35 protein-coding genes and 1 pseudogene are annotated in these 26628 nt (G+C 37.7%); 11 read left to right on the forward strand and 25 right to left on the reverse strand.

What is annotated here, in order from left to right; translation table 11 throughout:
• Positions 1–96: 96 nt before the first annotated feature.
• The 7 genes and pseudogenes from pyrD to rmf all read left to right on the forward strand — a co-directional run bounded on the left by pyrD (position 97) and on the right by rmf (position 8773).
• The gene (gene pyrD / locus AAFX60_006825) at positions 97–1107 is read left to right on the forward strand and encodes a quinone-dependent dihydroorotate dehydrogenase (protein XDF78814.1); all 1011 of its coding nucleotides are present in this window, start codon (positions 97–99) and stop codon (positions 1105–1107) included.
• 216 nt (positions 1108–1323) lie between these two features.
• Positions 1324–1866: a cell division protein ZapC gene (locus AAFX60_006830; protein XDF78815.1), complete on the forward strand. Its 543-nt coding sequence runs from the start codon at positions 1324–1326 to the stop codon at positions 1864–1866.
• Between the two features lie 630 nt (positions 1867–2496).
• Positions 2497–4613, forward strand: a pseudogene (rlmKL, locus tag AAFX60_006835) (bifunctional 23S rRNA (guanine(2069)-N(7))-methyltransferase RlmK/23S rRNA (guanine(2445)-N(2))-methyltransferase RlmL).
• Between the two features lie 6 nt (positions 4614–4619).
• The gene (locus AAFX60_006840) at positions 4620–4862 is read left to right on the forward strand and encodes a glutaredoxin family protein (protein XDF78816.1); all 243 of its coding nucleotides are present in this window, start codon (positions 4620–4622) and stop codon (positions 4860–4862) included.
• Complete coding sequence (locus tag AAFX60_006845) at positions 4843–6756, forward strand: ABC transporter ATP-binding protein (protein XDF78817.1); 1914 nt, start codon at positions 4843–4845, stop codon at positions 6754–6756. The genes AAFX60_006840 and AAFX60_006845 overlap by 20 nt, the downstream gene beginning before the upstream one ends.
• Before the next feature lie 8 nt (positions 6757–6764).
• The gene (locus AAFX60_006850; GenBank protein ID XDF78818.1) at positions 6765–8399 is read left to right on the forward strand and encodes a DUF3466 family protein; all 1635 of its coding nucleotides are present in this window, start codon (positions 6765–6767) and stop codon (positions 8397–8399) included.
• 200 nt (positions 8400–8599) lie between these two features.
• On the forward strand, positions 8600–8773 hold the full coding sequence (rmf, locus tag AAFX60_006855) for a ribosome modulation factor (GenBank protein ID XDF78819.1): 174 nt from the start codon (positions 8600–8602) through the stop codon (positions 8771–8773).
• Positions 8774–8979: 206 nt separating this feature from the next.
• On the opposite strand, the gene fabA is transcribed toward rmf, so the two are convergent.
• Together fabA and AAFX60_006865 are read right to left on the reverse strand one after the other, a co-directional pair.
• Positions 8980–9498: a bifunctional 3-hydroxydecanoyl-ACP dehydratase/trans-2-decenoyl-ACP isomerase gene (gene fabA / locus AAFX60_006860; GenBank protein ID XDF78820.1), complete on the reverse strand. Its 519-nt coding sequence runs from the start codon at positions 9496–9498 to the stop codon at positions 8980–8982.
• Between the two features lie 65 nt (positions 9499–9563).
• Positions 9564–11234 carry a Lon protease family protein gene (locus tag AAFX60_006865; protein ID XDF78821.1) on the reverse strand — a complete coding sequence of 557 codons (1671 nt, stop codon included), beginning with the start codon at positions 11232–11234 and terminating at the stop codon, positions 9564–9566.
• Between the two features lie 180 nt (positions 11235–11414).
• Here AAFX60_006865 and matP point away from each other — a divergent pair, with 180 nt between their 5' ends.
• Positions 11415–11861 (forward strand): macrodomain Ter protein MatP, encoded by a 447-nt coding sequence (gene matP, locus AAFX60_006870; GenBank protein ID XDF78822.1) that lies wholly within the window; start codon positions 11415–11417, stop codon positions 11859–11861.
• Positions 11862–11911: 50 nt separating this feature from the next.
• Here matP and AAFX60_006875 read toward each other — a convergent pair whose 3' ends face one another.
• Complete coding sequence (locus tag AAFX60_006875; protein ID XDF78823.1) at positions 11912–12466, reverse strand: DUF1439 domain-containing protein; 555 nt, start codon at positions 12464–12466, stop codon at positions 11912–11914.
• Between the two features lie 644 nt (positions 12467–13110).
• Between AAFX60_006875 and AAFX60_006880 the strand changes: the two genes are divergently transcribed.
• Positions 13111–13329, forward strand: coding sequence for a DUF3653 domain-containing protein (locus AAFX60_006880; protein XDF78901.1), 219 nt, complete (start codon positions 13111–13113; stop codon positions 13327–13329).
• 36 nt (positions 13330–13365) lie between these two features.
• Positions 13366–14049, forward strand: coding sequence for a hypothetical protein (locus AAFX60_006885; GenBank protein ID XDF78824.1), 684 nt, complete (start codon positions 13366–13368; stop codon positions 14047–14049).
• An 84-nt stretch (positions 14050–14133) separates the two neighbouring features.
• Here the strand turns inward: AAFX60_006885 and AAFX60_006890 are convergent, their stop codons facing one another.
• From AAFX60_006890 to AAFX60_006990, 21 genes are all read right to left on the reverse strand, one after another.
• The gene (locus tag AAFX60_006890) at positions 14134–14262 is read right to left on the reverse strand and encodes a hypothetical protein (protein ID XDF78825.1); all 129 of its coding nucleotides are present in this window, start codon (positions 14260–14262) and stop codon (positions 14134–14136) included.
• Positions 14255–14431, reverse strand: coding sequence for a hypothetical protein (locus AAFX60_006895; protein ID XDF78826.1), 177 nt, complete (start codon positions 14429–14431; stop codon positions 14255–14257). The genes AAFX60_006890 and AAFX60_006895 overlap by 8 nt, the downstream gene beginning before the upstream one ends.
• Positions 14428–14766, reverse strand: coding sequence for a hypothetical protein (locus AAFX60_006900; GenBank protein ID XDF78827.1), 339 nt, complete (start codon positions 14764–14766; stop codon positions 14428–14430). Before AAFX60_006900 ends, AAFX60_006895 begins: the two co-directional genes overlap by 4 nt.
• Positions 14767–14869: 103 nt before the next feature.
• Positions 14870–15274 carry a structural protein P5 gene (locus AAFX60_006905; protein XDF78828.1) on the reverse strand — a complete coding sequence of 135 codons (405 nt, stop codon included), beginning with the start codon at positions 15272–15274 and terminating at the stop codon, positions 14870–14872.
• Positions 15275–15332: 58 nt separating this feature from the next.
• Positions 15333–16094 carry a hypothetical protein gene (locus tag AAFX60_006910; GenBank protein XDF78829.1) on the reverse strand — a complete coding sequence of 254 codons (762 nt, stop codon included), beginning with the start codon at positions 16092–16094 and terminating at the stop codon, positions 15333–15335.
• The gene (locus tag AAFX60_006915; GenBank protein XDF78830.1) at positions 16094–16594 is read right to left on the reverse strand and encodes a hypothetical protein; all 501 of its coding nucleotides are present in this window, start codon (positions 16592–16594) and stop codon (positions 16094–16096) included. The genes AAFX60_006910 and AAFX60_006915 overlap by 1 nt, the downstream gene beginning before the upstream one ends.
• Positions 16594–17301, reverse strand: coding sequence for a hypothetical protein (locus AAFX60_006920; GenBank protein XDF78831.1), 708 nt, complete (start codon positions 17299–17301; stop codon positions 16594–16596). Before AAFX60_006920 ends, AAFX60_006915 begins: the two co-directional genes overlap by 1 nt.
• Positions 17298–17741: a hypothetical protein gene (locus AAFX60_006925; protein ID XDF78832.1), complete on the reverse strand. Its 444-nt coding sequence runs from the start codon at positions 17739–17741 to the stop codon at positions 17298–17300. The genes AAFX60_006920 and AAFX60_006925 overlap by 4 nt, the downstream gene beginning before the upstream one ends.
• On the reverse strand, positions 17741–18133 hold the full coding sequence (locus tag AAFX60_006930) for a hypothetical protein (protein ID XDF78833.1): 393 nt from the start codon (positions 18131–18133) through the stop codon (positions 17741–17743). The genes AAFX60_006925 and AAFX60_006930 overlap by 1 nt, the downstream gene beginning before the upstream one ends.
• Entirely contained in the window at positions 18114–18428 is a 315-nt protein-coding gene (locus AAFX60_006935; protein XDF78834.1) for a hypothetical protein, read from the reverse strand. Before AAFX60_006935 ends, AAFX60_006930 begins: the two co-directional genes overlap by 20 nt.
• Positions 18428–18622 (reverse strand): hypothetical protein, encoded by a 195-nt coding sequence (locus AAFX60_006940; protein XDF78835.1) that lies wholly within the window; start codon positions 18620–18622, stop codon positions 18428–18430. Before AAFX60_006940 ends, AAFX60_006935 begins: the two co-directional genes overlap by 1 nt.
• A gap of 1 nt (position 18623) precedes the next feature.
• On the reverse strand, positions 18624–18920 hold the full coding sequence (locus AAFX60_006945) for a hypothetical protein (protein ID XDF78836.1): 297 nt from the start codon (positions 18918–18920) through the stop codon (positions 18624–18626).
• A 9-nt stretch (positions 18921–18929) separates the two neighbouring features.
• Positions 18930–19730: a major capsid protein P2 gene (locus tag AAFX60_006950; GenBank protein ID XDF78837.1), complete on the reverse strand. Its 801-nt coding sequence runs from the start codon at positions 19728–19730 to the stop codon at positions 18930–18932.
• Positions 19731–19743: 13 nt separating this feature from the next.
• Entirely contained in the window at positions 19744–19872 is a 129-nt protein-coding gene (locus AAFX60_006955; GenBank protein ID XDF78838.1) for a hypothetical protein, read from the reverse strand.
• A 115-nt stretch (positions 19873–19987) separates the two neighbouring features.
• Positions 19988–20674: a type IV secretory system conjugative DNA transfer family protein gene (locus AAFX60_006960; GenBank protein ID XDF78839.1), complete on the reverse strand. Its 687-nt coding sequence runs from the start codon at positions 20672–20674 to the stop codon at positions 19988–19990.
• Positions 20671–21129 carry a hypothetical protein gene (locus AAFX60_006965; protein ID XDF78840.1) on the reverse strand — a complete coding sequence of 153 codons (459 nt, stop codon included), beginning with the start codon at positions 21127–21129 and terminating at the stop codon, positions 20671–20673. The genes AAFX60_006960 and AAFX60_006965 overlap by 4 nt, the downstream gene beginning before the upstream one ends.
• Positions 21122–21568 (reverse strand): hypothetical protein, encoded by a 447-nt coding sequence (locus tag AAFX60_006970; protein XDF78841.1) that lies wholly within the window; start codon positions 21566–21568, stop codon positions 21122–21124. The genes AAFX60_006965 and AAFX60_006970 overlap by 8 nt, the downstream gene beginning before the upstream one ends.
• On the reverse strand, positions 21568–21822 hold the full coding sequence (locus AAFX60_006975) for a hypothetical protein (GenBank protein XDF78842.1): 255 nt from the start codon (positions 21820–21822) through the stop codon (positions 21568–21570). Before AAFX60_006975 ends, AAFX60_006970 begins: the two co-directional genes overlap by 1 nt.
• A 2-nt stretch (positions 21823–21824) precedes the next feature.
• Positions 21825–22106 (reverse strand): hypothetical protein, encoded by a 282-nt coding sequence (locus tag AAFX60_006980; protein ID XDF78843.1) that lies wholly within the window; start codon positions 22104–22106, stop codon positions 21825–21827.
• 736 nt (positions 22107–22842) lie between these two features.
• Positions 22843–23472, reverse strand: coding sequence for a hypothetical protein (locus AAFX60_006985; GenBank protein ID XDF78844.1), 630 nt, complete (start codon positions 23470–23472; stop codon positions 22843–22845).
• Complete coding sequence (locus tag AAFX60_006990; protein XDF78845.1) at positions 23472–23798, reverse strand: hypothetical protein; 327 nt, start codon at positions 23796–23798, stop codon at positions 23472–23474. The genes AAFX60_006985 and AAFX60_006990 overlap by 1 nt, the downstream gene beginning before the upstream one ends.
• Positions 23799–23930: 132 nt before the next feature.
• On the opposite strand from AAFX60_006990, the gene AAFX60_006995 reads away from it, so the two are divergent.
• Positions 23931–24284 carry a hypothetical protein gene (locus tag AAFX60_006995; GenBank protein ID XDF78846.1) on the forward strand — a complete coding sequence of 118 codons (354 nt, stop codon included), beginning with the start codon at positions 23931–23933 and terminating at the stop codon, positions 24282–24284.
• A 265-nt stretch (positions 24285–24549) separates the two neighbouring features.
• Here the strand turns inward: AAFX60_006995 and AAFX60_007000 are convergent, their stop codons facing one another.
• The gene (locus AAFX60_007000; protein ID XDF78847.1) at positions 24550–26628 is read right to left on the reverse strand and encodes an ATP-binding protein; all 2079 of its coding nucleotides are present in this window, start codon (positions 26626–26628) and stop codon (positions 24550–24552) included.

A 26628-nucleotide genomic window follows, 5' to 3' on the forward strand; every position in this document is an offset into this window, starting at 1 on the left:
AATTAATTATGAATAAAGTACGATTAAGTTTGAATTGTGAATAAAATCAGTGAATAATGTCTCCCCGTTTATACGGGACTTAATTTTGGAGTTACAATGTTATATCGCATCGCCAGAGCTGGCATTTTCAAACTTGATGCTGAAAAAGCACATGACCTAGCAATTCAAAATTTCAAACGCTTCAACGGCACTCCTCTTGATATCTTCTATCGTCAAAACCTTGCTTCTAAACCGGTAGAAGTGATGGGTATTAAATTTAAAAATCCTGTTGGCCTTGCTGCTGGCCTTGATAAAAACGGTGAATGTATTGAAGCATTTGGCGCTATGGGGTTTGGATTTGTAGAAGTCGGCACTGTAACACCTCGTCCTCAATCTGGTAATGATAAACCACGCTTGTTCCGTCTTATTGAAGCTGAAGGTATTATCAACCGTATGGGATTTAATAACCTAGGCGTAGATAACCTTGTTGAGAACGTTAAGAAAGCAAAATACGATGGCGTTATCGGCATTAACATTGGTAAAAACAAAGATACACCAATTGAAAAGGGCACGGAAGATTACCTAATCTGTATGGAAAAGGTATATCAATATGCCGGTTATATCGCGGTGAATATTTCATCTCCAAATACTCCAGGACTTCGAACTCTTCAATATGGTGAAGCGTTAGATGATCTTTTATCTCAATTAAAAGAGAAACAAAAAGAGTTAGCAGAGAAATACGGTAAGTATGTTCCTGTTGCACTTAAGATCGCTCCGGATCTAGAAGACGATGAATTGACACAAATTGCTGAATCATTGATCAAATATAAAATTGATGGGGTGATTGCAACAAACACAACATTAAATCGTTCTATGGTTGAAGGCATGAAGCATGCTGAAGAGATGGGTGGCTTAAGTGGTCGTCCTGTTCAAACACGTAGTACTGAAGTTGTTCGTCGCCTTAAAGAATTACTTGGCGATAATCTACCAATTATTGGAGTAGGTGGTATTGACTCTTATGTAGCAGCAAAAGAGAAAATGGTTGCTGGTGCAGAGCTAGTTCAAGTCTATTCTGGCTTTATTTATAAAGGTCCAGGTCTGGTTCGAGATATTGTTAACAATATTTAAGGCTGAAATTTCAACAGTAAGTTGATTACAAGTGATTTTAATAAAGGGGAGAATAATATTTTCCCCTTTTTTTATTGCTAACCTCTTGTAAAATTAACAGTTAATTGCATCAATGAATTTTTTACGCGAAAACAGATGGAAATTTTCGCTATAAAATTGCATCCATTGATATTTGGCTGGCACGGGATTTTTCCCATTTTCAAGAGAGAATTCATAATGCTTAAACCTAGTGATACATGGACTTGGTATTACGATAATAAAGCACAATCTCTAATGCTTGATTTGGGCATGGATATGGTCTTTTGTGTAAACCTTCCACATAAAGTATTAGTCGAAGGCGCATTTTCTGAATGCAAATTCTCTGTAGATGATGCATCTGCCTATCAAATGTTCGTTGAACACATTTCTTATCTCCCTCTATCTGAACCTCGTAAAGTAGAGCTTGCTCTTAATTGTGTAGCAGCTAAACGTTTTCATAAGCCTATGCTTCCTAAAAGCTGGTTTTTTGAGACTCAAAGCGATGCAGGCTATGCTCCTGAGGAAGGTGAAGTTATCTCTCTTAAGAATGATTTAGGGGAAGGGCACTTCATTATTGTTGAAAACTACGAATGTGCAAGTATGTGTATGCTGGTGGACATGGACGCTTTCGCTCTAAATCCGACTAAATACATGGCCTTTTGTGAACCAATTAAAGTAATGCATGACCGCATGGCTCCAATGCAGGTAGTCAACTCTTCGTACTATGCAATGGTAGGTTAAGGCAAAACGACGTTTCTTTATCCTTAATTTATCATTTGTTTTTGCTTTATTTCCCTTTCTAATTATATCGTTTCCTTCCTTTGATGCAGCTACCAACCAGCGCTTCTCTAATTAAATACATACCTCACATAGTATTAATACGCACCTATAGAACGGCCAGATACCGTCTTATTGGATTGTATTTATCTATCTAATCGTTTGCTTGAAATAGGTAAGTTAAATCGTAGTACTTAAGATTTTTAAAGAGGCTGCGATGAAAACGCTCAACATTTAAACTCTTAAAAGTGAGACCTAGAGCCAAGAAGTATAAAAAAACAACACTCAGAACAATAGTTTAGTACGTCTATAAATAGGCCTTTTCATTATTATTTTCCCTGTTTCCCATGTTTTGTAAGTAAATTACATAGCTAATTTTCTATTGGTATAGTCCAGAATTCACGATGGGTATTGCGCTATTTTGTGTTTCTTTGTGGAAACGAAGTTTGGACTTGATCTCTTGTTTGATTAATAAGTTTTTGTTTTAAAAGAAATTAAGTGGATAAAAGAGTTGTCATTTATCTGCTATCTAAATGTCCTATTTCATATAGATTCATGTATAATGCGAGGCAATTTAATAACGAAAAGAATCCCATGAAAAAATACTTAGCCATTACTTCTAAAGGCCTTGAAAACTTACTTGCAGATGAACTGATTGCACTTGGTGTGACTGACCCTAAAGTGGTTCACGCTGGTGTTAAATTCGAAGCACCAATCGAGGTCGTTTATCGTTGTTGTTTGTGGAGCCGTATTGCTTCACGTTTCATTCAAATTCTTTCTGAGTTCGATGTCCGTGATGATATGGACTTATACCTAGGCGCATCTTCAATTAACTGGCCTAGTTATTTCTCTGCTGATAAAACGCTAGTGGTGGACTTTAACGGTACTAACCGTGAGATTCGAAATAGCCAATACGGTGCATTAAAAGTAAAAGATGCAATTGTTGACCGTTTTACAAAAGCGGACTTAGCGCGTCCAAATATCAGTAAAGTAGAACCAGACTTACGTGTTCATATGCGTTTATCAGGCGAGAAAGGGATTCTTGGCTTTGATTTGGTGGGTTCTGGTTTGCACCAACGTGGCTACCGTACTGAGGCTGGTCGTGCGCCACTTCGTGAAACTCTAGCAGCAGCACTTGTTATGCGTAGTACATGGGATGAGTCAAAACCTCTACTAGATCCAATGTGTGGTTCTGGTACCTTACTGATTGAAGCGGCACTAATGGCATGTGAAATGGCTCCTGGTGTTAAGCGTGAGAAGTGGTGTTTTGAAGCACTAAATGATTTTGACGCTGAGCTTTGGGCTGAGATTCGTTCTGAGGCTCGTGTTAAGAGTCGCCGTGGCGTTAAGAAAGTAGATGCTCGTTTCTACGGCTTTGATCGTGATTACCGTGTTATTCAAACCGCTCGTGAAAATGCGCGTCGTGCTGGCGTGGAAGATTTAATTACTTTTGATGTGGGCGATGCTACGAAAGTTGAGCGCCCAGAAGGGTTTGAGAATGGTGTTATTCTTTGTAACCCTCCTTATGGTGAGCGTCTAAGTACAGAGCCTGCATTGATTGCACTGTACAGCGAATTTGGTCGCCAATTAAAAGAAGTATTTGGCGGTTGTACGGCATCTATCTATTCAAGCAATGATGATCTACTTGCTTGTTTACGTATGCGTGCAGATAAGCAATTTAAATTGAACAATGGTGCATTACCTTGTGTTCAGAAGAACTACTCAATTACTGAATCTGCTGAACGTAAAGAAGCGGTAAGCATTGAAGTTGCTCCTGAGTTCATGAACCGTCTTAAAAAGAACATAGGCAAGATTGGTAAATGGGCACGTAAAGAGAAATTAGATTGTTACCGTATCTACGATGCTGATTTACCAGATTACAATGCGGCAATTGATGTCTATAAAGATTACATCATCATTCAAGAATACGCGGCACCAAAAACGATTTCTGAAGATAAAGCGCGTCGTCGTTTAACGGATATGATCCGTGCAACAGTTCTAGTAACGGGTGTTGAAACTAATAACGTTATTTTAAAAGTTCGTCAAAAACAATCTGGTAAAACCAATATCAAAAACTGGCAGAGAAATCTCGTTACTTTGATGTTGAAGAGTACGGTGTAAAACTGATTGTTAACCTACAAGATTACTTAGATACCGGTTTATTCTTAGATCATAAATTGACTCGTAAAATGTTAGGTGAAATGGCAGCAGGAAAAGATTTCCTAAACTTATTTGCTTACACAGGTTCAGCAACCGTTCACGCTGCTTGTGGTGGTGCTAAATCTACCATGACGATTGATATGTCTCGTACCTACTTAGAGTGGGCGCAGAAGAACATGAATACCAATGGTCAGACAGGTACACAACACCAGTTCTTACAAGCTGATTGTTTACAATGGTTACAACAAGCGGACGGTGAATTCGATTTAATCTTTATCGATCCACCAACGTTCTCTAACTCTAAGCGTATGGAACAAACGTTTGATGTACAGCGTGATCACATTATGCTGCTTGAAAACTTAAAACGTATGCTACGTGAGAACGGTACTATTGTATTCTCTAACAATAAACGTAACTTCAAAATGGATGAAGCAGCATTAGAGAAAGCAGGACTTAAAGCGAAGAATATTTCTAAGCAAACTTTGCCTCTTGATTTTGCTCGTAACAAGCATATCCATAACTGTTGGATTATTACCCACAAGGAAGACTAAGAGATAATGATCACTCTCTATAGCACGGAAGGCTGCCACCTTTGCGAGCAAGCGTTTGACTTGCTTGTTGAGGTGGGTGTAGATATGGAACAAGTAGATACCGTCGATATTGCATTTAACGATGAGCTTTTCTCTCGTTACGGTGTCACTATCCCTGTAGTGGCGAATGGCTTATCTGAGCTAAATTGGCCCTTTGATGCATCACAACTAAAGAATTGGTTAGAAGATAATGGCATTACTTACAATTAATAACGGACAACTGGCTTTTGGCGATCATCCGTTATTAGATAAATCTGATTTCGCTTTACAAGAAAATGAGCGTGTTTGTTTGGTTGGTCGCAATGGTGCGGGTAAATCGACGCTTATGAAGGTAATTGCTGGTGACATCATTATGGATGACGGCAAATTACAAATTAATCAAGATGTGGTGGTTTCACGTTTAGAGCAAGATCCACCTCGAAATGAAGCGGGAACGGTTTTTGACTACGTTTCTGAAGGATTAGCAGAGGCGGGTGAATATTTAAAAGAATATCACCGTCTGCTTGATTTACTAGAAACAGATCCAAGTGAATCAAATATTAATAAGCTTTCTCGTGCTCAAGAAAAAATTGATCACCTAGGTGCTTGGCACTTTGATACCCGCATTAAATCAGTATTAGAATCATTAAAACTGGACGGTCATACACTTTTAACAGATTTATCTGGTGGCTGGCAGCGTAAAGCAGCACTTGCTCGTGCGTTAGTTTCTAATCCTGATGTTCTTCTTCTTGATGAACCGACGAACCACTTAGATGTGACAACGATTGAATGGCTTGAAACTTTCTTAAAAGATTTTAAAGGTTCGATTATCTTTATTTCGCATGACCGTGCATTCATTCAATCAATGGCGACACGTATTGTTGATTTGGATCGTGGTCAATTATCTTCTTTCCCTGGTGATTATGAAGGTTATTTACTTGCGAAAGAAGAGATGCTGCGTGTAGAAGCAGAGCAGAATGCCCAATTTGATAAAGTACTTGCTCAAGAAGAAGCATGGATCCGTGAAGGTATTAAAGCGCGTCGTACCCGTAATGAAGGGCGTGTGCGTGCATTAAAACAGTTACGTCGTGAGCGTTCAGAGCGTCGTGAGGTAATGGGTAAAGCAAACATTCAAGTGGATGAATCAAGTCGTTCAGGCAAGATTGTATTTGAAGCAGAAAAGATTAATTACGCTATTGAAGGTAAGACAATTGTTAAAAACTTCAGCTTTAATGTCATGCGTGGTGATCGTATTGCTTTAATTGGTCCAAATGGCTGTGGTAAGAGTACATTATTAAAACTGATGCTTGATCAATTACAACCTGATTCAGGTCGTTTGCATTGTGGTACTAAGTTAGAAGTGGCGTACTTTGACCAATACCGTGAAGCGTTAGATCCTGAAAAAACGGTAATTGATAACTTAGCCGATGGTAAGCAAGAAGTGACCGTAGGTGGCCGTGAGCGTCATGCATTAAGTTATTTACAAGATTTCTTATTCTCTCCAAAACGTGCTCGTCAACCAGTTAAAGCATTGTCTGGTGGTGAGAAAAACCGTTTATTACTTGCTCGTTTATTCCTGCGTCCTAATAATTTATTGATTCTTGATGAACCAACCAATGATTTAGATATCGAAACATTGGAACTTTTAGAAGAATTACTTGCCAATTATCAGGGTACGTTATTATTAGTAAGCCATGACCGTCAGTTTGTTGATAACACAGTTACGACAAGTTGGATCTTCGAAGGTGAGGGTCAGATCGAAGAATTCGTAGGTGGTTATCACGATGCACAGCAACAACGTGCTAATGTACAGGCCGCTCGTGATGCAATGGCACCTAAAGTAACCAAGAAGAAGCCTGAAACTGTTGAAGTTAAAGAAACAGCCGCAGTGCAAGCGAAACCAAAGAAATTATCTTATAAGTTGCAGCGTGAGCTTGAACAGCTACCTGAACTTTTAGAGAAACTAGAAAACGAAATTACAGAACTTCAAGAGAAAGTGAACGACGCAACTTTCTTCCAACAAGAGCCGAAGGTAACTGAACCTGTATTGGCTCGCTTGGCTCAAGCAGAGCAAGAGTTGGAAGTAGCATTCGAGCGTTGGGAAGAACTTGAAGCTCTACAATAGGAAGTTAAATGAGTAGTAAATTACAATTAACCACATTAGCTGTTTTGGTGTCTGCTGCGCTTCCTGCGCAAGCAGCGCTTTATAAAGTGGTGGAAGTAGCCCCAGGTGTTTCTGGTAATGAAGTATATGGAACAGCTATTCAACCCGGGGCCACAGCTGATCCAAAAGGGTGTTTTGTTGATGATTGTGCTGATGGGGCTAGTTATAAATTAGCAGGCGAAACTCGTAATCGTCCTGATGGTTTTTCATATCGTGAAGAAGTTCCTTTTGCAATGGACAATTCATTTGCGTACATTGAAGATGATTACGATGGTTTTGAAGATTACTGTTTCTATCAATTAGGTTATGCTACGTGTGAATACTGGGCTTCTGATCGTTGGTCTAGTTGGTACAATGAGACGTATAGCAGTAATACACCTAACTCATTAGCATTTATTGAAGGTGCAGCCGTTTTACCTACTGATGCGAAAAATACAGTGATTAATTCACTTAATTCATCTGGCTCAGCTATTGGTAATTACAGTACTGCAGCAGTTCGTAACACTCCGATTAATGGGGACATTACGGGATGGAAACAAGGGCGTCAATGGGCAACAGATGGAACTTACAGTGTTGGAAGCGTCTCTTCTCGTACAGGTACTGGTGGTGAGCGTTATTATTATTTTTCAAAACCTGCAGTATGGAATGGAACAACTTTAAATGCAGTTAAATGGGCATATAATAATCAACAAGATGGAGATTATTACGCTCAAGGTAGTATGCGTGATTTATATGTAGATGGAACAACTTTTTATGGTGTTGGCTATAACAACTATAAAGACCAACATATGAATGCAACTATTTTTAAAGGAACGACTACAAATTTAACTAATCTTAACTCAGTTCAAATTAATAATGCTCAAGTAGATATTAGTGGTGATAATATTCACTCTAACTCGGTAGCTACCAATATTAATAAGAATTTAGTTGTGGTTGGTCAAGCAAAACGTTCTGGTGGTTACCCGAAAAATGGTGCCGCATCGAATCGTTTGTTCATTGTTCCTGATGCATCAGCAAGTTCAATTAATGCTTCATTCTTCTATGGTGGTATCTTCTTTGATGGTGCTGGTGGTGAAATGGGTGGTATTAACAATTACAATGAAATTGTTGGTCGTATTGACTCTGAGAATCACCGTGAATACGATGGCAAGCAACGTCGCCAACGTGCATTTATTTATCCGTATGGAGAAACATCTGGAGTTGCTGATGCAGATAAAGCTGCAATTACTGCTAGAAGAGCGATATTTAAAAATAAAGCTTGGCTTCTTGATGATCTAACGAATGGTGGTTCTGAAAGCAGTAACAATAACCAATATCGTATCTATGATGCCAGTGGCATCAATGATGCTGGTGTTATCTCAGCAACAGCAGTGAAATGTTCTGGTGGTTATGACTCTACATCACATAACGCATATTGTGGAGATGGTAACGGAACTGAAAAAGTTGTGGCGGTTAAGTTAGTTCCAATTGCAGGATCTGATGCTTCTGCGATAGAACCTCGTAGCTATGATAGTACAGCAACTGAACGTAAAGGTGCTGGTTTAGGCTTTGGTGCTTTGACCATACTTGGTTTATTTGGTTTCATGCGCAAACGAATTAAATAAAACTTAATTAATAAGATTAAGCCTGAAGTCACATTATGTGGCTTCAGGCTTTTTTTATACTTGAAAAACACACAAAATTAGTCGATTCTTAATATTGTCATCATGAAATGTTCATGATGAACCCTAACTAAATAAAAGGGTGAAGTAGTAAAGTAGTACATTTATGAAGCAACATGCTTTCCATCTATGAGGACTGAACTATGAAGAGACAAAAGCGTGACCGTTTAGAGCGAGCGCAATCACAAGGGTATAAAGCAGGCTTAAATGGCCGCTCATCAGAGCACTGCCCATATCAATCAATGGATGCTCGTTCATGTTGGCTGGGAGGCTGGCGGGACGCAAGAGACGACAAACAGTCCGGTTTGTTTAAGTAAACCCATAAATAAAAAGAATTTTAAAATTAAAGCCTCTATATGAGGCTTTAATTTTTTCTAGAATTTACGAAAAACGAGTTTAAGTAATCTAACACTTAGAGTAGGTAACATATGTTATAAAACAGTACTAACGCACTATAACTTGTCAAAGGGGCAATAAAAAAAGCTAGCCCGAAGCTAGCTTTTAATCATACTAAAAAATTTAATTAGAATGCAGATGTATCTTGGAAAAGGCCAACTTTAAGATCTTTTGCAACGTAAATTTCTTTACCATCAACAAGTACACGACCATCAGCTAGGCCCATAACTAGTTTACGGTTGATAACACGTTTGAAATCGATTTCGTAAGTTACTTTTTTCGCAGTAGGAAGTACTTGGCCTGTGAATTTAACTTCACCCACACCTAAAGCACGACCTTTACCTTCGCCGCCAATCCAACCAAGGAAGAAACCAACTAATTGCCACATAGCATCCAGGCCAAGACAGCCAGGCATTACTGGGTCACCAGGGAAGTGACAATCAAAGAACCAAAGATCTGGAGTAATATCTAACTCTGCGATCACTTTACCTTTACCAAATGCACCTTCAGTTTCAGACATCAGAGGGATACGATCCATCATTAGCATGTTTGGTGCTGGTAGTTGTGGACCATTTGGGCCAAATAATTCGCCACGGCTTGATGCTAGTAAATCTTCGCGATCATAAGAACTAGGTTTGTTTTGCATTAAAGTATTACTCCTAAATAAGTTGCAGAAATTCTAGCTAACACTTGTACTCATATCAAGTCGGATCAGCGCTGGTTAAACCAGTGTTTAATTCGACATAATAAAGCGGAACAATGAGTTGGGTGATGCTCAACATCTTCAATATGTTGAGCAATTAAAGAGAAAACAGACTCATGTTCTTCTGACTGTAAAGGTAATCCCAATAAAATCTCAACTGCTTCTTCAACGTTATTTACAGGGTAGATAGTAAATAAGTTATCTTCTACAGCTTTAACGACATCATCGGAAAGTACAAGATTAATTCCATTTGTTGCTGGGATAATAACACCTTGTTCACCAGTTAACCCACGTTTTTGGCATAACTGGTAAAAGGCCTCAATTTTTTCGTTAACACCGCCAATAGGCTGAGCAGAACCAAACTGATCAACCGAGCCTGTAATGGCGATACTCTGAGTTATTGGTTTAATTGATAGGGCACTTAATAATGCGCACAGTTCAGCTAAGCTAGCGCTGTCGCCATCAACTTCACAATAAGATTGTTCAAATACCATTGAAGCGGTAAAAGGTAAAGGTTCACGAGAATCAAGTTGGCTTAAGATATAAGCTTGCATGATCAACATACCTTTAGCATGAATATTGCCACCAAGTTCCACTTTACGTTCAACATCAGATAGCTCACCATCACCAGTATGTACAACACAAGAAATGCGTGAAGCTTCACCATAAGAAATAGGGTGTCCTGGAACTGATACGACGGTTAGCCCGTTAATTTGGCCAACTTTTTCACCTTGTGTTTCAATAAGAATATTGTTTTCAAGAATATCGTCTAACGCTCGTGATGGTAAATAAGATTCAATATAGTATTTAGATTCAATCGCTCGATTAAAATCGTCTGCACAAATAGTCGTTTTTGACTCAGAAGCTAATGAAGCATGAGCTAGAAATGAATTTAACCAAATTAAACATAAGTTTAATCGAGTTTGATCTTCACACTCACGCGCACCAACTTTTAATAAAGGCAATAATGATAGGCCGTCATTTAATGGTAAATGTCCGTTATCGATTAACATCGTATTAATGAGTTGAACGTAAGCAGTTACGCTGTCACTTGATATTTTTGTATCAAATTCGTACTCAGAGTACATTGACATGCCGGCAAGTAAGTCGGGTTCTAACTGTTCAATTTCACCTAATAAAGCTCGGTCACCAACGATGAGCAATTTTACATCGACAGACAGTTGGTGGATTGTTGTTTTAGGTGATTTAAGATCACTTGAAGGAATCGTTATAGAACTGCCTTGAAGTACGCTTTTTAATCTAGGCCATAAGTATGGATTAGCAAGTAAGATACTTGGCGATATAATTAAAAAACCACCATTGGCTTGCTGAAGTAAGCCTGATTCTAAACTGTCAGATTTATTATGATAGATGCCAAATAACTCTGCTTCAGATGCACTTTCAGCAATAATGATTGGTACATCAGTATCCTGATCAACACGGTTCTTGCTATTATTCTTTAGCCATGTAGCTGCATATTCACGATAAACTCGATTATCTAATGCGGTTAGCTGAAGTATATTAATGCCATTGATTTGAGAGAAATTCGTCAGTGCTTGAACTAATCGAGGTTGCAAAGAGTAGGCGTCTTGAACTTCAGATAAGAGTGCATTATTCAAATCGTTTTCGATATGCGCGAAATTTGGTGAAATTGTAAATGGCGTGTCTACTAACTGCATGCTTACTTATGACTAAAAAATAAAATCGATTATACATGACATAATGTAAAACGTCTGATTTTTCAGAGCTTACATTAGCAATTAGATCAGAATCTCATATTTGTTGTTATTTAATTGAACTTATCCGTGTCTACAGTTACACTGTCACCCAACATTTTCTTTTATAACGAGTGACTTATTATGAAATACCAACAACTTGAAAACCTAGAAGCTGGTTGGAAATGGATGTATTTGTTCAATAAGCACCGTATGGGAGAATCTATTACTTGTTATATTGATTCAAGTGAACAAAAAAAGTGGGTTGATGAGTTTGTAAAACTTGAACATGAGCCCGTTAAAGCGCTTGAGTGGATTCAAAAACACATGAATCCAGATCTTGAAAATAAACTTAAACAAGCAATAAGAGCTAAACGTAAACGTCATTTTAATGCAGAACAAGAACATACACGCAAGAAATCCATAGATCTTGATTATCGAGTATGGGAAAAGCTTTCATTAAGAGCACAAGATTTAGATTCAACGCTATCAGATACCATCGAATATTTACTTAGTGAAGCGTCAAAAACAGAAAAGGTTAGCCGAACTGTTTCTTCATTAAAGGCAGACTTACATGAGCTCCTGAAATAGGAGCTTTTTTCATTACTCCTAATGCACTATAACTTAATTGAGTTATTTAATTAATCAAATAACTCAATCACTAGCTTATTGTTTTTTATAACTAAATTAGGTTCTGAGGACTTAATAAGAGATTCTTTAAGCTTATTAGAATCGAGCTTATATGCTGGTTCATTTGAAAGTGCGTAGCCAATAATTGAAACCGCAGGCTTTAAAAGAGCAGCAATATCTTGCGGTAATTCGCCATTTTGATCTTCAAATTTTTCTAATCTAAGTGCTTTTAAATAAATTTCACCTGTTTTTTTATCGTATTCAGGAATCGCACTGAACTCTAGAGATAAAGCAAAATTCTGGGTGAGTTGATTCATGATCTCAACATCAGCGGTTGTATTTGCATAAACAGCAATTCGATTAGCATCTACACGGCCAATAGTGACGTTAACATCCTCAACATTTACTTGCGCATAAAGCACACCAGGGATACCGACAGATTTTTCAACATGAACTTCATTAGAAAGATAATCTGTCATTTCTTGCTCTGTAACTGAATAACTAGCACATCCAGATAATGAAAGAACACAAGACAGAGATAATAGCATTGATTTACAGTGATTCATGGAAGTCCCATATTGAATAGTAATTAGGTGTTGTGACAATGTAACTACTTGAAAAATATCGGATACAGTTTACTGGTAGATTAAAGTAATAACAAATTAAAACGTAAGATATCACCAAGTATTGACTTAAAGTGTCATGATAACTTAGTAGAACGAGTGAATAGTAAAAATGACGATACGCCTTAAATGAGCGATTTAAAGAAATGAATCAGTAAACAGAAAACCAAGACAGTACCAGAAGTAGAAACCATATAGAAACTAATAAAAAATAGCATTTTAAAGCTGATTTGATCTGATAATTAACCTGATACCTTAGTGCGTATTATGTATATTATGTTAAATTACTTTGTTAATTAATAAGATTATCAACCCTTTACTGCATATATTCAAAAAAACAATCATAATACTATCTTTTCTTTTTGGCGATTTTTGGCATTTTTCACTACTTACGATAAAAATATTTCATGGAAATATGCCATTAATCAAAAATTTTCATCGTTGGTTTTATGAAAATCCCAGTAAAAATATTGATTGATATGCACTTTCACGGTGATATTTCGTCGGCTTGTGCTTGGTTTGGTGTGTCACGTTCTACAATTTACCGATGGATGCAGACTGATAAACTCCCCACTTGGGCCCTAGATATGATTAGAAATAGAAATTGTCGGGCGTTACGGGGTCACGGTTTACGGTGGGATAAATGGACGATAGATGAGGACGGTATCACAACCCCTCACGGACGTAGGATCACAATTACACAACTAGAAAACTATTCTGCATGGATAGAATCATCTATAATAATAGACGGTTCTGCATGTAACTATATGAAGAATCAAAACAATAAAATATATTTTAACAAGTAGCCTATTCATACTAGGTTATTTTTTGGACGTCTAAAAATGAAAAAAATAATTTTGCTTTCTCTGATTTCTACCGCTCTTGTTGGCTGTGGCGGTGGTAGCGATAGCAATTCGCCATCTTCTAACTCTTTTGATGGCATTTATGCAAATAGTGACGCGGTAATGTTAGTTGATACCGCACTAACTTATGGCGCAATTGCTAGTAATGGAACACATATTTTAAGCTTCGATGGTTTTACTCGTAATAATGACTCAATGACATTCAAAGGATCTAATCTTTGGTCTAACGGTGTATACAGTCACTCTTCAGATCAAACTATGAATGCATTATTTGACGATAATAATGTACAAACGACGGCTAATATTAACGGTACTCCGTTTACTTATGATTTATCCAAACAACCAGTGAGCAAATCATTAGCAGAATTAGCCGGCACACACTCACATGCAGGTCAAGTTACTGATATTAGTGAGGATGGTACATTTAATTCCTACGGTAATGCATTAGGTTGTACCTATGACGGTATTCTAAAAATGACCAAAGGACTGTATTATTCAAGCACTGTTATTGCTTCTGGCTGTACTGATTCAGCACGCGATGGCGCTTACAATGGTTATTTCTTTACTGTGAATAAATTAAATAAAACTAATTTACTTGCTGTTTTCCATAATAAAGCGAATCCTAGTCATATTATTTGGGGTGAAACTCCAATCACAAACTAATCGAAACAAAAAAGCCGGTACTCATGCACCGGCTTTTTTTATGTCCTGGTCAAACATTAGTTATCACTAATATTAATCCTGGTACTACTTCTTTTTACGACTTCGTTTTGTCGGCTTTTTCTTTGTAGTTGATACCTTTACCACACCGCCGCCCTTTTTAAACTTATAGCCTTTCTTTAGTTTACCGTTTGATTTTAAACCCGCTTTAGCCATGATCTTTCCTTACTTCTAATATTGTTATGCGCTTATCATGCGCAGAAATTAAACTCATTAAATGTTTGTTCATTTTGAACATTTGCCAACCGAGAAAAGCGATTGCACCCGATTCTAGCGTTAATCCTAGCTCTATCGCTAAGCGAACAATTGCCAAATCCGCGATCATTTAAACCTGCTTTCTATTGTTTTCCTTAACATTGAACGGAAACCAAATGTATCAACAAAGACAAGAACAACCGCATATAAATACCACTCAGGGACTTTTTCAAGAGCAATGAACCCATTTAATACAAATGATTGAGTCTGTGGTATAAACATTAAAATCATTGGAAAGATGATCAACAATAAAAGAAATTCATCTTTCCAACCACGATTTAGTTGTGAGAAATCGTCTTGCTTAATTAATGCCTCTATTTTCATTTTGGTCATTTTATCTTTTAACTTTGCTCTATTAACAAAGAAACTACCGAGATAATGTGAAATAGATTTTAAGAACGTCATTTTTTAACGTCACTTTGTTTTAGCACTTTGGCAATTAAATATGCTGATAGAACCGCAGTAAATACACTTACAGAAATTTCTAGTGCAATCACTTGCCCTTTCTTCATAGTTTAATCCCTGCAAGCTCTACACCTGCCTTAATTTGGCTCATTGAGTATGGTTGTATGCCATTTTCAAATCGTGTCATTGCCGCAATTAAAGACGGTATATGGGCGTTAGTAAGATTATTATCCGCAGCATTTACTCCAATGTATTTAGCCACAAAATCAATATAGGCTTTTGTCGGATTGTTATCAGAACCCGGCGCCCATTTAGTAATAATTGACGCAACAGAAGTCAATTCATTCTTAGTCATGTAATTATGAAGCAATCGAGCTGCCGCTCGAATACCATACTTAGAACTTGAGAATGTGCAAAATCCGCGATTTTCGCCCGTTTGACCATCCCAATTATTAGCCTTGTTAAATTTAATATTTAACGGATTATTGTTACGAATACCTAACGGCATACTTGATCTAACTCCTACATATAAAAGGCCACATACAGCCCCGATAATTAATATTTTTTTAAGCATTGATAAAATACGCTCCGTTCAATGTTGGACGCTCACAAAACGGAAAACCTTGCTGCTGTGGATAATCACACAGTAATTTTCTATCGTTCAATAACTCAAGGAATTGTGATTCAGATAATAATGAGGTCTGTAGTTCTACAGGGTAATTTTTATCTTTTTCGTATTGGTCAATTCGAGATAACACAATATTTAATTGATTATCGCGCCACTCTCTTTCCTGAATAATTTTAATTGGTCGCTCTAATTCTTTTTGATATATCCAATCATTAGATTGTTCATTCCAAACAGAAAACGCTTTACGTTCAATCAATGTGTGCGTGTCTGGTAATTCGCCATTAGATTCAATAATAAAATCATTATCATCTAATTTCGAATAGGCAGTTTTATCAATATTATCAGTTAGATAAACCCATTGATTATTTACCAGCTTTACATAGTAACCATCTTTTTTTGGTAATGGTTTTTCAAATGAATGTCCGTCAGGTAAAACGAAAGGAAATTCATTAATTACGAGTTCATGCGCGTATTCATCGTAATATTTACGACCAATGAAAAATTCAGTTTTAACCCAATCATCATTAATAAAATACGCTCGCTCATTATCATTTAACTGTGGTAATGGCTTTAATGTCGATTTAGCTGGCAAGCCCGTGTGAGCATGAATAGTCCACGTTTTAGTTAACGTGTATTCGCCGTTTTTATCAAAATGATGCAAAGCTAGAACACGGTCATGTTTAGAAAATTCAAACTTCATTACTCAGCCCTCGTTATACAATTCCACAATAAAGAACGTGGGCGAGTTTCTTCGCCCGTTCCTGTAATTATTCCGTCAGGTGTCCCTGCTGATACGTTTTCAGTATATTTAGTACCCCCACGGTTTGCTCCGCCGCCATATCGGGAATCACCTTCGCCAGTCGTATAGGTTGAAAATTTAATTTGATGTCTATGCACTGGAAGCGGAACACCTTCAAACCCCAACGGCTGCACTGATTGTTCTTGACGTGTTAGCGGCTCTTGTCCCTCACCTGCAACACGAAAATAATCGTCACGCGAATCAGGTAAAAAACCGTCAGGATACACAAGTGCTAATTCTGGATAAGCAATAGGATCGAATGCTTGACCACTCATAGGCAAATGTCCTTTAGGGCAAGAAGCTAAAGGCCAATAGATAGGCGCACCAATCAATGAACCACCGCCCGAACTATCGCCCGATACTGTCACTTTAGGTGAATTTAAAACCATTAAAGGCTGCATTAATAAATTTCTCCAACATAAACGGTATCACCCTCTGCACCTGTAATAATCACATCATTACAAGCGGGCAATGTTGCCATACCATCCGCTTTTAAACGCATAAAACCGCACAGCACTATGATTTCTTTATTTTCATCACTTGCCTGTATTAGCAAGCCTTTACGCTCGTTATTACCTGAAATCGTATGTTGCCCTGTTGCCGTCAGTTGAATATCACCGATAGCCCTAACGTTAGTAATAACGCTTGGTTGGTTCAGTACTTCAACTTTCTGAACCTCTTTATGGTTAGTAAGAACCACTTCTTGAGGTTCAACAAATTCAGTTTGAACCACTTGTTCAAACGATACAGGGACAGTGCCACGAATAGATACTGGCTTTTGTACTTCACTAACCACTACAGGCTGAATGATTTCATCAATGGTGATACCACCCTCGACACTCATTCGTTGCTCTTTAATTCGAATATCAACTTCTGATAGTTGAAATTCAAAATAAATAGACTCTGTACTTGTATTTAAAAAGCGCAGTTCCATATTGCGATAATTGGTAATGATTACCGTATCACTTCGCGTTAGTTCAACGTTTTTAAATGAATCACTTTCAAGAATTAACGAATGGCTTGCATCACGTAAAATCAAATAATTATCGGCTTGGCCTACTGTAAATGTATAACTTTCGCCAACCGCTAAAGTGTATTTTCTTTTCATGATTTCCAAGCCTTAATTGCCATGACAAGCCCACCAACAACAACGCAGCCAAGTACAACAATGACAATCTGTTTTTGTCCCTCGCTACTGCCGCCTGTTATCGTGGTTGTTGCCATTTCTTTGGCAAAATTCATTGATTCTTTTGCATTAATTGCCATTTGTGAGGCTGAATCTTTAACCGTACTCATGGCAGTGTTAGCAATTTCAGTAACGTTATTATTTGCTGCTGTGTTACTTTCGAGCACCTTATCAACAACATCACCTGCAAAATCAAGAGATCCACTTACTGCACCGTGGTCGGTTACTGTTGTATTGATTGTTGAGTTGTTTACACCCGAAATCATTGTGCCAAGGTTGTCACCTTGTGCAGCATTAGAACCACTGGTGTTTGTTGTGGTCGTTGTTGTTTCTGTTGTGCTATCAGTTGAACCGCCACCCATTAAAGCACCATCCTAATGATAAATTCTTCACAATTTAGCTCTTTGCATCGTTGCTGTCTCACCATCTGAAACGGCAAACCAATACGTTTTAACAATCGTAAATGCGAACGACGTTCGACATGTGCACGAGCTGTTTTAAAGCCATTATTGCGAGCTTGCATGATAATTAATGGGGCGCACTCTTCAAGATTGCCTTCAAAACCCGCTATAACTAATTCTGAGCCTTCTTGTCGCAATAACACGATAGAATAATCATTGATAACGAATACGCGCTCAGTACCCGCTAAAACTCGTCGTTCTGCTTCTTCAAAATGCGTACCTAGGATAGGCTTTAAACGATGTTTAACACGTCCCCAAGAGACATTCTTAAATTTACCCTTTACGTTTGACAAAGTAGACTCCTGCAAAAATAACAACTGCAACAATGACCAACGGTGATATGGTGGCATTAGAACCGAATTGAATATTTCCACCAGTAAAACCACTGTTATTATTAGTGGTTGTCGTATTGGTAACTGCTCCACCCGCACCACCAGTTAAACTAGGCATTCCACCCATTCCCGGTATCATGTTTCCAACTCCTCCTAAATCCGGAACGTTTTCTAAGTTTGGTAGATTTCCAACATTCCCGAACTGGGACAGCGTATCTTCTACTTCGTCAAAATTACCAAGAATGTCATTTAGCATTACTTAACCGCCTTCGCCCCGAAATAAATCGCGCCACCAATCACAGTTAGAACAATAACGCGAGTCAAAAAGCCCTCCGACTTTTCGACCGCTTCGCCTGTTTCTTCTGCAACTTTTGCGGTGCCATAAATCGCCGCAACACCGAGCGAACCACCAGTAAGAGCCAAGATAGGAACTAATAAAGGCAACGCCATATTATTTCCCTCTTGTTACTGCGTAGATAACCCCAATCAGAACAACGCCACCGATGCCAACATAAGCCCAATTAATGGGCTTAGGTTGAGAGCCAGACGAGTTATTTATCGTATCTTTTGCATCGTCCACTTTATCAACGGCGTTATCGACCTTATCGGATGCATCAGCAATGCTGTCACTTGTTCCGCCTAGGCTGTTGGCTATATCGCCCACAGCCTCAAGGCCACTTTGTACGCCATCAACAACGGAATCAAAAATATCACCGCCAGTTTCAAGAAGACTATCAAGAAAACTCATTTAGCCCCCTTACGCTGCGACTTGCTCGAGACCTTCAATTAGAATTTCGATTGATTGCACGACTTCGGTCGTATTGACGCGGAAAAAGAACTCACTTGCGTGTTGAGTTGGTAATACGAAATCACGCATGAAACCATAAACAAGTGGATCATAGTGAAAATGGCCTGCTTGCCATTTTTTACCATTGTTATCCGCTACGAATGACAATACATCTTTGTGCATTTCACCCTCTTCACGACCATCACGCTTGATTTCTAATTTATCCATTTTGTCGGTTTTGAAGTGCATGCGACGAACATAGCGACTTGGTGACGACAATAAACCAGAGAAATCATTTTCACCCGATGCCGTAGCCGTCATTGTCTGCGTGTAAAGACGCGGCAATAACTTACGGTAAGGCTGTGCATCAGACATGATCGCAAACGTATCAATTTTGATTGCTTTATTTTCAGCAATCGAATCAGATAGTTTCAAATCAAGTGTGATGTGATCATTCAATTGAGTTACGAAAGCGGTAGCTGAAACCGAACCACGTTCAATGTTATTAAAATCAGAGAAAGGAATAACGTATACACCCTCTACGACTTTCTTCATGTGATAACCTTGAAGCATGTTCAGGTGTTTTGATGTTACGTTATAAAACTTATCGTCATTCAACGTAATTTCAACGCGCTGTAATTCATCTTCAGTAAGGTTAGTACGCAGAATGATTTGTTCATACGTGCCGCCTGTTGGTAATACTAATGTGGCAGTACCACCGCGAACCACACCAGAAAAGGCACTTAATTTTTTATGTCGGCAATTTTGCATAATGCTTTCCTACTTAATCGTTAAGGCCAAAAGTGTGGTCTAAATCCATAGGCTGAAACTTATGAATAAACGCCATCAGAGCAAAAGTAAGTAAGACCGTACCGCCTACAATCTTCGCTGTGCTTTGTGTTTTTTTGTCCAATTAATGAACCTCATGTTAAAAATGAGATTGCATAAGACATAAAAAAACGGTTTTGAGTCAATCCCCAAAACCGTTAAAAACCTATAGGTTATTTGCACTTAAAATGTGATTTAAATCACTTTTTAAAGGTGAATTTACCGTTATCAAATTCACCTTTTCCGTGTTTTTCCGTTTTTATGATGTATTCGAGTTTTTCAAGTTTTGCGATTGCTTCGGATGCTATGCCTAACTCTTTTGATAAATACACCGCATCATTTTCACGGTCTTGGTATCCTATCCACTTAATCGGACAGTTACCTATCACGGTTTTACCGACTTCTTGACCACGTTGAAAAATACAGTGTGTACGTAGTCCAAATTTACGACCGATACGGATCAAGTCTCCTACATAGCCGTCCATTTTTCCCGCGGTATCACAGAACTTCGCTAATTCTTCTAATACTACATTTAACGGCTCTTTACTGCCGTCACCACACGCCCATGCAAGGGCGCAAAATAGTTCAAAGTCACCTTTTTCAATTCGGCCTTTAAAACCACGTGCAATCTTAAACGGCTTACCAGAACTACGAGCTTTAAATAGATTCTCTGAAAAATCAGCCCATGTATAGTAAGTAAAAACTTGTTGACCTTTAAATGTGCCCTCGTAGTCTCCGAACGCATCAAAGAAAACAACACAATCATTCGCTGCTATGTTTAGGTTTTTTACTGCCGTAGTCTTTCCACTACCCGATGAGCCGACATACATAGCATTACAACAATCTAGCGCGTTGTTTGGGTTTACTGGCTCAGCAATGCTAATCATGCCGCCTCCTTGTATTCTTCTTGGTTATGTTGCTGGGCTATGGCTTGTGCATCTTCTTGCTTGTACTGTTTCGCTTGTTTCGCTACATCCCAACCAATTTGACCCATCGATTTAAGTGCCATGATTTCTTGCTCATATTGACTAAACCATGACGGCAACAGTGCACCGTATTTGACCAGAAGTGGTCCAAAGTTTTCTATTGCTTCGGCCTTTACTTCTTCATCAATTTTAATGCGCTTATGGATAAACTTTTGCGCTAACTTTTCGAGAGTAAAAACGGCGGCACGAGCTTCTGCATTTGCGCATACTGCTTCAAAGCGCTCACTATTGGCCTCTGCTTCGGCTTGCTCTTCTGGCGTTTGGTTTAACTCTGCACGAGCATCAGCGGCCTTGAGTTCTTCAACCATGCTACAAAAGCGATCATCAATAACGGTATCTTTCCAAGGTTCAAGCATTACGCACCCCCAATTTATAACCAACACATAGACCTAAAGCCGTACCTAGCCCGACACACATAGCAATAAAACCCTTTCCGTGTGGGTTTTTCTCGGTTTCAATAACCGTTTCTAGCGGTTCAATAACGGTTTCTAACTGATTGTTTCCATTATCAATAACCGTTATTTCTAGGTTTTCAATTTCAGCCTTTGTTTCTGAAACCGTTTCCAATGGTTTTTCTTCGATTATTAACGGTTTTTGCAAAAGGCTTTCTTCGTATTCAGAAACCGTTTTAAACATATTGTTTTTGATGAACTCTTGACGTTCTAAACCTGCATTTTGATTAGTACCGCACTTACATTTCGTATAGAACGTTCCGACTTTTTGGCCGCCACACTCCCACACAGCCGCAAGAGTGTTACAACCAACACAATGTAATACACCGACTTCGGTAGCCATTATTCAACGCCCCCTAATATCTTCATTAATAATTCGTTTTGTTTCATAAGAAGTTCATTTTGTAGGTTCTTTTCTTCACTAACCAAATTCATGAACTTCACTACAGGTTCTAAATCTTTTGCAAATGATTTCTTGATCATGCTTTTGCCTAATTCTTCATATTCAGAAAGAAGCACACGACCTTGAAGCGTTCGCGCTCGTTCTGCGCTATTTAGTTCGTCGGCTATATCAGCTAATTGGCTTAATTCAATCATTATCAAATATCCAGATTACGTGCTTGTGCTGCGTATAATTCTTCTTTTGCTTTCTGCTCAGAATACAAACCAAATATAAAAGCAATAAAAGCGATAACGGCAAAAAGCCCCATAAGCCAAAACCACAGCGTTTTTAAGAGCGTGAGTGGGTCGCCCCAAAAGTTAGGTAAAAAGGTATTAAATACGGATATACCAAAAGCAAGCAGTGCTCCAGAGCTAAAGCCGAATAACAAAGAGAGCCCTACAAACTCAACTAACGATAAGAAATAATTTTTTCTACACATCTAAAACCTCTAAAATGAATATATATACAAATAAAGTGAATATATTAGATATTATATTCAATAAATATGCAATAACCGTTTTAAAAACGGTTTTTTATTCATAAAAACGGTTGTTTTAATACTTAAGCTTCTGTAAACGCTTCTAAGCTCAATTTGATATGTATTGATTAAATGGTATGGGTTATATGTTTAAAAGCTCTCAGATTGCGAAATAACGCCAGATAAACGCCATTCTTAAATCTTGCCTTTCTCTTCATGCCAGAATCATCGCGCAGCGATAAGAACTACCACTTAATATTCATAGTGTGACCAACATGACGGTCGTATGACAAAAAGCACTTAACGCGACGACAACAAGGCCTCAGGGCGAAGCCCTCGAAAGGCCGTTACATTAACTTATCCCGACTTTGTCGGGGTTTAATCATTAAGTTTATTTATTTCTTTAGAACATATAGAGAATCTATGCAGTAAATGTAGATAGCGTTACTACGTGGAGTAGTTGAGAAGTTGAAACGAGCGTTATACATGAAGTTATCCACAGTTACCCACAACCTGATTAATATATGAGCAATTCAATAGCAAAATTAATGATTTACGATTTAATTTGACTTAATTAAAAATTAATGTCTTAATTATTTACGGATAGTTACGCCTGTTTTTTACCAAATAAAAACAAGCAAACGCAAAAAAGCCGCACTTAAGCGGCTTTCTTTTTATTTATTAGGTCTAAAACCGTCTAATACGGTATATCTTCGCCTTTATCGACGTAATCAGGTGTATAGCTACCCTTTTCAGCATTTCGCTTTCTGATAGCATTGAGGATGCCTACAGGCGTAAGCATTAATTGAGTGGTCACACCTAACCCTTTCGCTTTATTCGTTAGGTATGCTTTTGCTGCTTCTTGAGCTTCTTTGAATTTTTCGATAAGTCCCAAATCAGTGAAATACTTCATGGTCACTTTCTTGGTGGTAACTCTAAAGATAAACTTACCATCTTCGCCACGTTCCCTAGCTTGATCGCTTGATTCTACCCAACCGCGATCACTTGCATACTCAAAACATTGCTTAACTCTGTATGTAGGGACTTTCATTAGATCTGCAATTGCTTCCCACGTATAAAGAAAAGTACCGTTTGCACTTGGCTTGCGGCCTACTTTACGAGAAACAAAACACATATTAGATACAAGCGTATCCATAAACGCCGCCACATCTTTAACTAGGCTTCTTCTAGTCGCTTGACCGCATGGAGCTTGTAATACTTCAAATTTTGAAGGAGTTTTTACCATACCATCCCAATAAGCACGATTAAGCGCAGCAAGCGGACGCCCACTGCGTTTAAATTGTTTATTTGAGATAGTAGCCGTCATTATGCTGCTTTCGCCTGCACAGCGGCTTTAGTAACGAATTTTAGAGTGTCACGATTAAGATCCGAATATACATCGGCATTAGCACCAATAGCTGATTCAATCAAACTTCTATTAATATGCTCGGCTAATAGTTCAGATAAACCATTAACTATTTCCTTGTCTGATACTAAACCAACCACAAAAGATAAAATCATTGTTAAGTACATAGATTGTGCTTTTTGAGCATCCAGAATAGTTAATTCTGTATTTGCTTTAAGCACACCATCCATTCCTTTTTTGGATTCAATAATTGCTTCTTGTAATTTCGTTAATACTAGCTTGTCCATACATTCCACTCGTTAAATAGATCACAGAATGATCTCAATAGTTCGAATGAAAGATACTATCTGCCATTTTTGTGTGCAAGAGACTGTCTCACACCCTCTTTTACAAATATCCTCTTCAAAAAAGGAGGGTTTATGATAACTACAATTGAATTAATGGACTCCGTGAGAGCCCGTTTTGCCTGTAAATCAGACAGGGAAATTGCAAAAATACTAGGAATTACTGGAACTTCTGTAAGTGGCTACTATAGAGGCAATATTGCATCTATAGATATAGCCCTACATGTCGCTGATGTTTTGGAGTTAGACCCACTAGATGTTCTAATTAGTAACTTATGCGAAAATAAAGTTAAAAATCAAAGAGCTATAGAGTTATTGAGCGGGTTAATTAATAACAATTCTAGACAAAATACCGATAGAGTTACCACCCTATTGGCTGCTAATAACAATCAAGCAACAACGCAAACGAGTACCCATTTAAATTCCTAAAATGGGACAACGTGAGACAGTGGTTAAGTTTATGATTTAAAAGAGAATAAAGACATGTTAAGAAAGGGCGTTCACTGTATATTATGTTAAATAGGGTTCGGGTTAATATAGATTGTTGCTTGTAATACTGCACTATCTCTTGTCTTCACTACTTTTAGCTTCAATTTAACCATAATCGTATTTACCATAAAATAGCTAATAATCATTAAATAATACTTCGTATTTATCTATTGATTATTAGCCTCATTCTTACAAGCTAAGTTACTTAACAACTGTATTTGATTAAAATATCTGATAAGTCTTTTGCTCTGATTGGTTTTGATATGAAATCGTTCATACCAGCTTCCAAACACATTTCTTTTTCTGTCTCCATTGCATGAGCTGTGATTGCTATTATAGGCAGCTCTATACCTAACTTTCTTAGTTCAGTAGTTGCACTGATGCCATCTTTAACTGGCATCGATACATCCATAAGAACCACATCAAAAAAACAACCGTTTGTCTGATGTTTAAATATTGAAATGGCCTCTTCACCATTACTGACTATTGATACATGGTGGCCTTGTTTTTCTAGCAATATCTGAAGAACCGCCTGATTTGCTTTATTATCTTCTGCTAACAAGATATTTAAGCTACGCTGATTAACCAATTCTTTAGCTTCATTATTTAATTGTTTCGGTAAATCGCTGATTTCTTTTAAAGGCAGAGTTATTTTAAAAGTACTGCCTATATTTAATCGGCTCTCTACTGTTATCGTTCCTTGCATTAATTCAACTAAGCGCTTAATAATGGCTAAACCAAGACCAGTTCCACCGTATTTTCTAGTTATTGAACTGTCTGCTTGCACAAATGGTTTAAACAATTGCTCTAATGTTGTTGAAGCAATGCCGATACCGGTATCACTAACTGATATGGATATTGAATTATTAGGTAGCTTCTCGATCTTAACAGCGACATGTCCATGATTAGTGAATTTAATTGCATTACCAACTAAATTGAAGATTACTTGGGATAACCTGGTTGCATCAGCAAAAACATATTTAGGTACATTTTGTGACGCCGTAACAGTTAAAGTTATTCCTTTATCTTTAGCTCTTGTATCTAGAAAATTAATAGATGTATTTAAAGATCTTAATAAATCAATTGGTTGTTCATTTAAAACAAATGTTCCCGCTTCTATCCTAGATATATCAAGTACATCACTGATTATTGTAAGCAGCAATTGAGAGGAACTTTCCATTTGATTTAACCAATCTAATTGTTCTTCAGAAAGCAAGCTACTATGAAACACATCAACAAGACCAAGTATTGAGTTTAATGGTGTTCTAATTTCATGGCTCATCATAGCTAAAAATTGTGATTTTGCTTTATTGGCTTTTTCAGCTTCAGTTTTAGCGGTTTGAATATCTCTGATTCGTTTTTTTCTCGCTGAAATATCTTTGGCCGTACCTCGGTAACCAACAAAAGTACCAAACTCATCAAAAAATGGTTTACCACTCAGGCTTAACCAAACTTTATTATTGAAAATATCAGGGTTCCATTCAACTTCGTGAAATGGCGCAAGCCTCTTCTCTGATTCAATTATCGTAGAATTAATGAAATCATTACTGATCAAGCTAAGTAGATTTTGAGAGATGATGGATGTGTTATTTATTTTGGTATCAGACAAGTAGGTAAAATTAAATTGAGGATCCGTTTCCCAAAACCAGTCACCAACGGTTTCAGCAAAGTCTTGAAATCGCTCTTTACTTAGAAAAAGTTCTTTTGTCTTCAGTGAAACCATCGCATTGAGGCGTTCTTTATAATCAATATCAATTACTGCTCGCTCAACTAATGGCATAAAGCGTTCTATTTTCTCTTTCTCGAGAGTTGAATAAGCCCCAAACTTAGAACACGCTAAAATAATAACAGCATAGCCAGAATGAGATTTTAAACCACATATTGCCACAGAAGAAAATAAGCTCTGTAATTCTGTATTTTTGAATAGAAATTCATTTGTTTTATGCGGTTGAAATAAGATGATAGTTTCATCATGACAGGCTCGATGAAAAAGATCGTTATAACGCCATGTTAAATGATCGAAATACGGATTTGTTGATGCTAATACAGAGAAACTGTCTTTATCTGTAGATGAAACCACAATAGCATTATCGAATTCGACAAATTCCTTAATGACATTTAATAAACCATTAAAAATATCTTCTTTTGTTTGAGCATCTGAAATTGCAGATACCCCTCGCAAAATAACTTGGTTTTCTTTATGAAGTTGGGCTTCACGTTCTTTACTTCGCTTTAATTCCAACAGTATCTCTTGAAATTGTTCTTTTTCAGAATGATTTTTCAC

The sequence above is a fragment of the Aliivibrio fischeri genome (genome assembly GCA_038993745.2).
Taxonomy (GTDB): Bacteria; Pseudomonadota; Gammaproteobacteria; order Enterobacterales; family Vibrionaceae; genus Aliivibrio; species Aliivibrio fischeri_B.

Bases quoted from the DNA above. Each gene is read 5' to 3' on its own strand.
- AAFX60_006880 (XDF78901.1), top strand. From the start codon at position 13,111: ATGATTAGAAATAGAAATTGTCGGGCGTTACGGGGTCACGGTTTACGG.
- AAFX60_006950 (XDF78837.1), bottom strand. From the start codon at position 19,730: ATGCAAAATTGCCGACATAAAAAATTAAGTGCCTTTTCTGGTGTGGTT.
- AAFX60_006865 (XDF78821.1), bottom strand. From the start codon at position 11,234: ATGCAGTTAGTAGACACGCCATTTACAATTTCACCAAATTTCGCGCAT.
- matP (XDF78822.1), top strand. From the start codon at position 11,415: ATGAAATACCAACAACTTGAAAACCTAGAAGCTGGTTGGAAATGGATG.
- AAFX60_006920 (XDF78831.1), bottom strand. From the start codon at position 17,301: ATGAAAAGAAAATACACTTTAGCGGTTGGCGAAAGTTATACATTTACA.
- AAFX60_006910 (XDF78829.1), bottom strand. From the start codon at position 16,094: ATGAAGTTTGAATTTTCTAAACATGACCGTGTTCTAGCTTTGCATCAT.
- AAFX60_006960 (XDF78839.1), bottom strand. From the start codon at position 20,674: ATGATTAGCATTGCTGAGCCAGTAAACCCAAACAACGCGCTAGATTGT.
- AAFX60_006980 (XDF78843.1), bottom strand. From the start codon at position 22,106: ATGTGTAGAAAAAATTATTTCTTATCGTTAGTTGAGTTTGTAGGGCTC.
- AAFX60_006935 (XDF78834.1), bottom strand. From the start codon at position 18,428: ATGCTAAATGACATTCTTGGTAATTTTGACGAAGTAGAAGATACGCTG.
- AAFX60_006965 (XDF78840.1), bottom strand. From the start codon at position 21,129: ATGCTTGAACCTTGGAAAGATACCGTTATTGATGATCGCTTTTGTAGC.
- rmf (XDF78819.1), top strand. From the start codon at position 8,600: ATGAAGAGACAAAAGCGTGACCGTTTAGAGCGAGCGCAATCACAAGGG.
- AAFX60_006890 (XDF78825.1), bottom strand. From the start codon at position 14,262: ATGGCTAAAGCGGGTTTAAAATCAAACGGTAAACTAAAGAAAGGCTAT.
- AAFX60_006895 (XDF78826.1), bottom strand. From the start codon at position 14,431: ATGATCGCGGATTTGGCAATTGTTCGCTTAGCGATAGAGCTAGGATTA.
- AAFX60_006885 (XDF78824.1), top strand. From the start codon at position 13,366: ATGAAAAAAATAATTTTGCTTTCTCTGATTTCTACCGCTCTTGTTGGC.
- AAFX60_006840 (XDF78816.1), top strand. From the start codon at position 4,620: ATGATCACTCTCTATAGCACGGAAGGCTGCCACCTTTGCGAGCAAGCG.
- pyrD (XDF78814.1), top strand. From the start codon at position 97: ATGTTATATCGCATCGCCAGAGCTGGCATTTTCAAACTTGATGCTGAA.
- AAFX60_006940 (XDF78835.1), bottom strand. From the start codon at position 18,622: ATGGCGTTGCCTTTATTAGTTCCTATCTTGGCTCTTACTGGTGGTTCG.
- AAFX60_006995 (XDF78846.1), top strand. From the start codon at position 23,931: ATGATAACTACAATTGAATTAATGGACTCCGTGAGAGCCCGTTTTGCC.
- AAFX60_006850 (XDF78818.1), top strand. From the start codon at position 6,765: ATGAGTAGTAAATTACAATTAACCACATTAGCTGTTTTGGTGTCTGCT.
- AAFX60_006985 (XDF78844.1), bottom strand. From the start codon at position 23,472: ATGACGGCTACTATCTCAAATAAACAATTTAAACGCAGTGGGCGTCCG.
- AAFX60_006925 (XDF78832.1), bottom strand. From the start codon at position 17,741: ATGGGTGGCGGTTCAACTGATAGCACAACAGAAACAACAACGACCACA.
- fabA (XDF78820.1), bottom strand. From the start codon at position 9,498: ATGCAAAACAAACCTAGTTCTTATGATCGCGAAGATTTACTAGCATCA.
- AAFX60_006830 (XDF78815.1), top strand. From the start codon at position 1,324: ATGCTTAAACCTAGTGATACATGGACTTGGTATTACGATAATAAAGCA.
- AAFX60_006845 (XDF78817.1), top strand. From the start codon at position 4,843: ATGGCATTACTTACAATTAATAACGGACAACTGGCTTTTGGCGATCAT.
- AAFX60_006905 (XDF78828.1), bottom strand. From the start codon at position 15,274: ATGCCGTTAGGTATTCGTAACAATAATCCGTTAAATATTAAATTTAAC.
- AAFX60_006990 (XDF78845.1), bottom strand. From the start codon at position 23,798: ATGGACAAGCTAGTATTAACGAAATTACAAGAAGCAATTATTGAATCC.
- AAFX60_006900 (XDF78827.1), bottom strand. From the start codon at position 14,766: ATGACGTTCTTAAAATCTATTTCACATTATCTCGGTAGTTTCTTTGTT.
- AAFX60_006875 (XDF78823.1), bottom strand. From the start codon at position 12,466: ATGAATCACTGTAAATCAATGCTATTATCTCTGTCTTGTGTTCTTTCA.
- AAFX60_006970 (XDF78841.1), bottom strand. From the start codon at position 21,568: ATGGCTACCGAAGTCGGTGTATTACATTGTGTTGGTTGTAACACTCTT.
- AAFX60_006915 (XDF78830.1), bottom strand. From the start codon at position 16,594: ATGCAGCCTTTAATGGTTTTAAATTCACCTAAAGTGACAGTATCGGGC.
- AAFX60_006945 (XDF78836.1), bottom strand. From the start codon at position 18,920: ATGAGTTTTCTTGATAGTCTTCTTGAAACTGGCGGTGATATTTTTGAT.
- AAFX60_006975 (XDF78842.1), bottom strand. From the start codon at position 21,822: ATGATTGAATTAAGCCAATTAGCTGATATAGCCGACGAACTAAATAGC.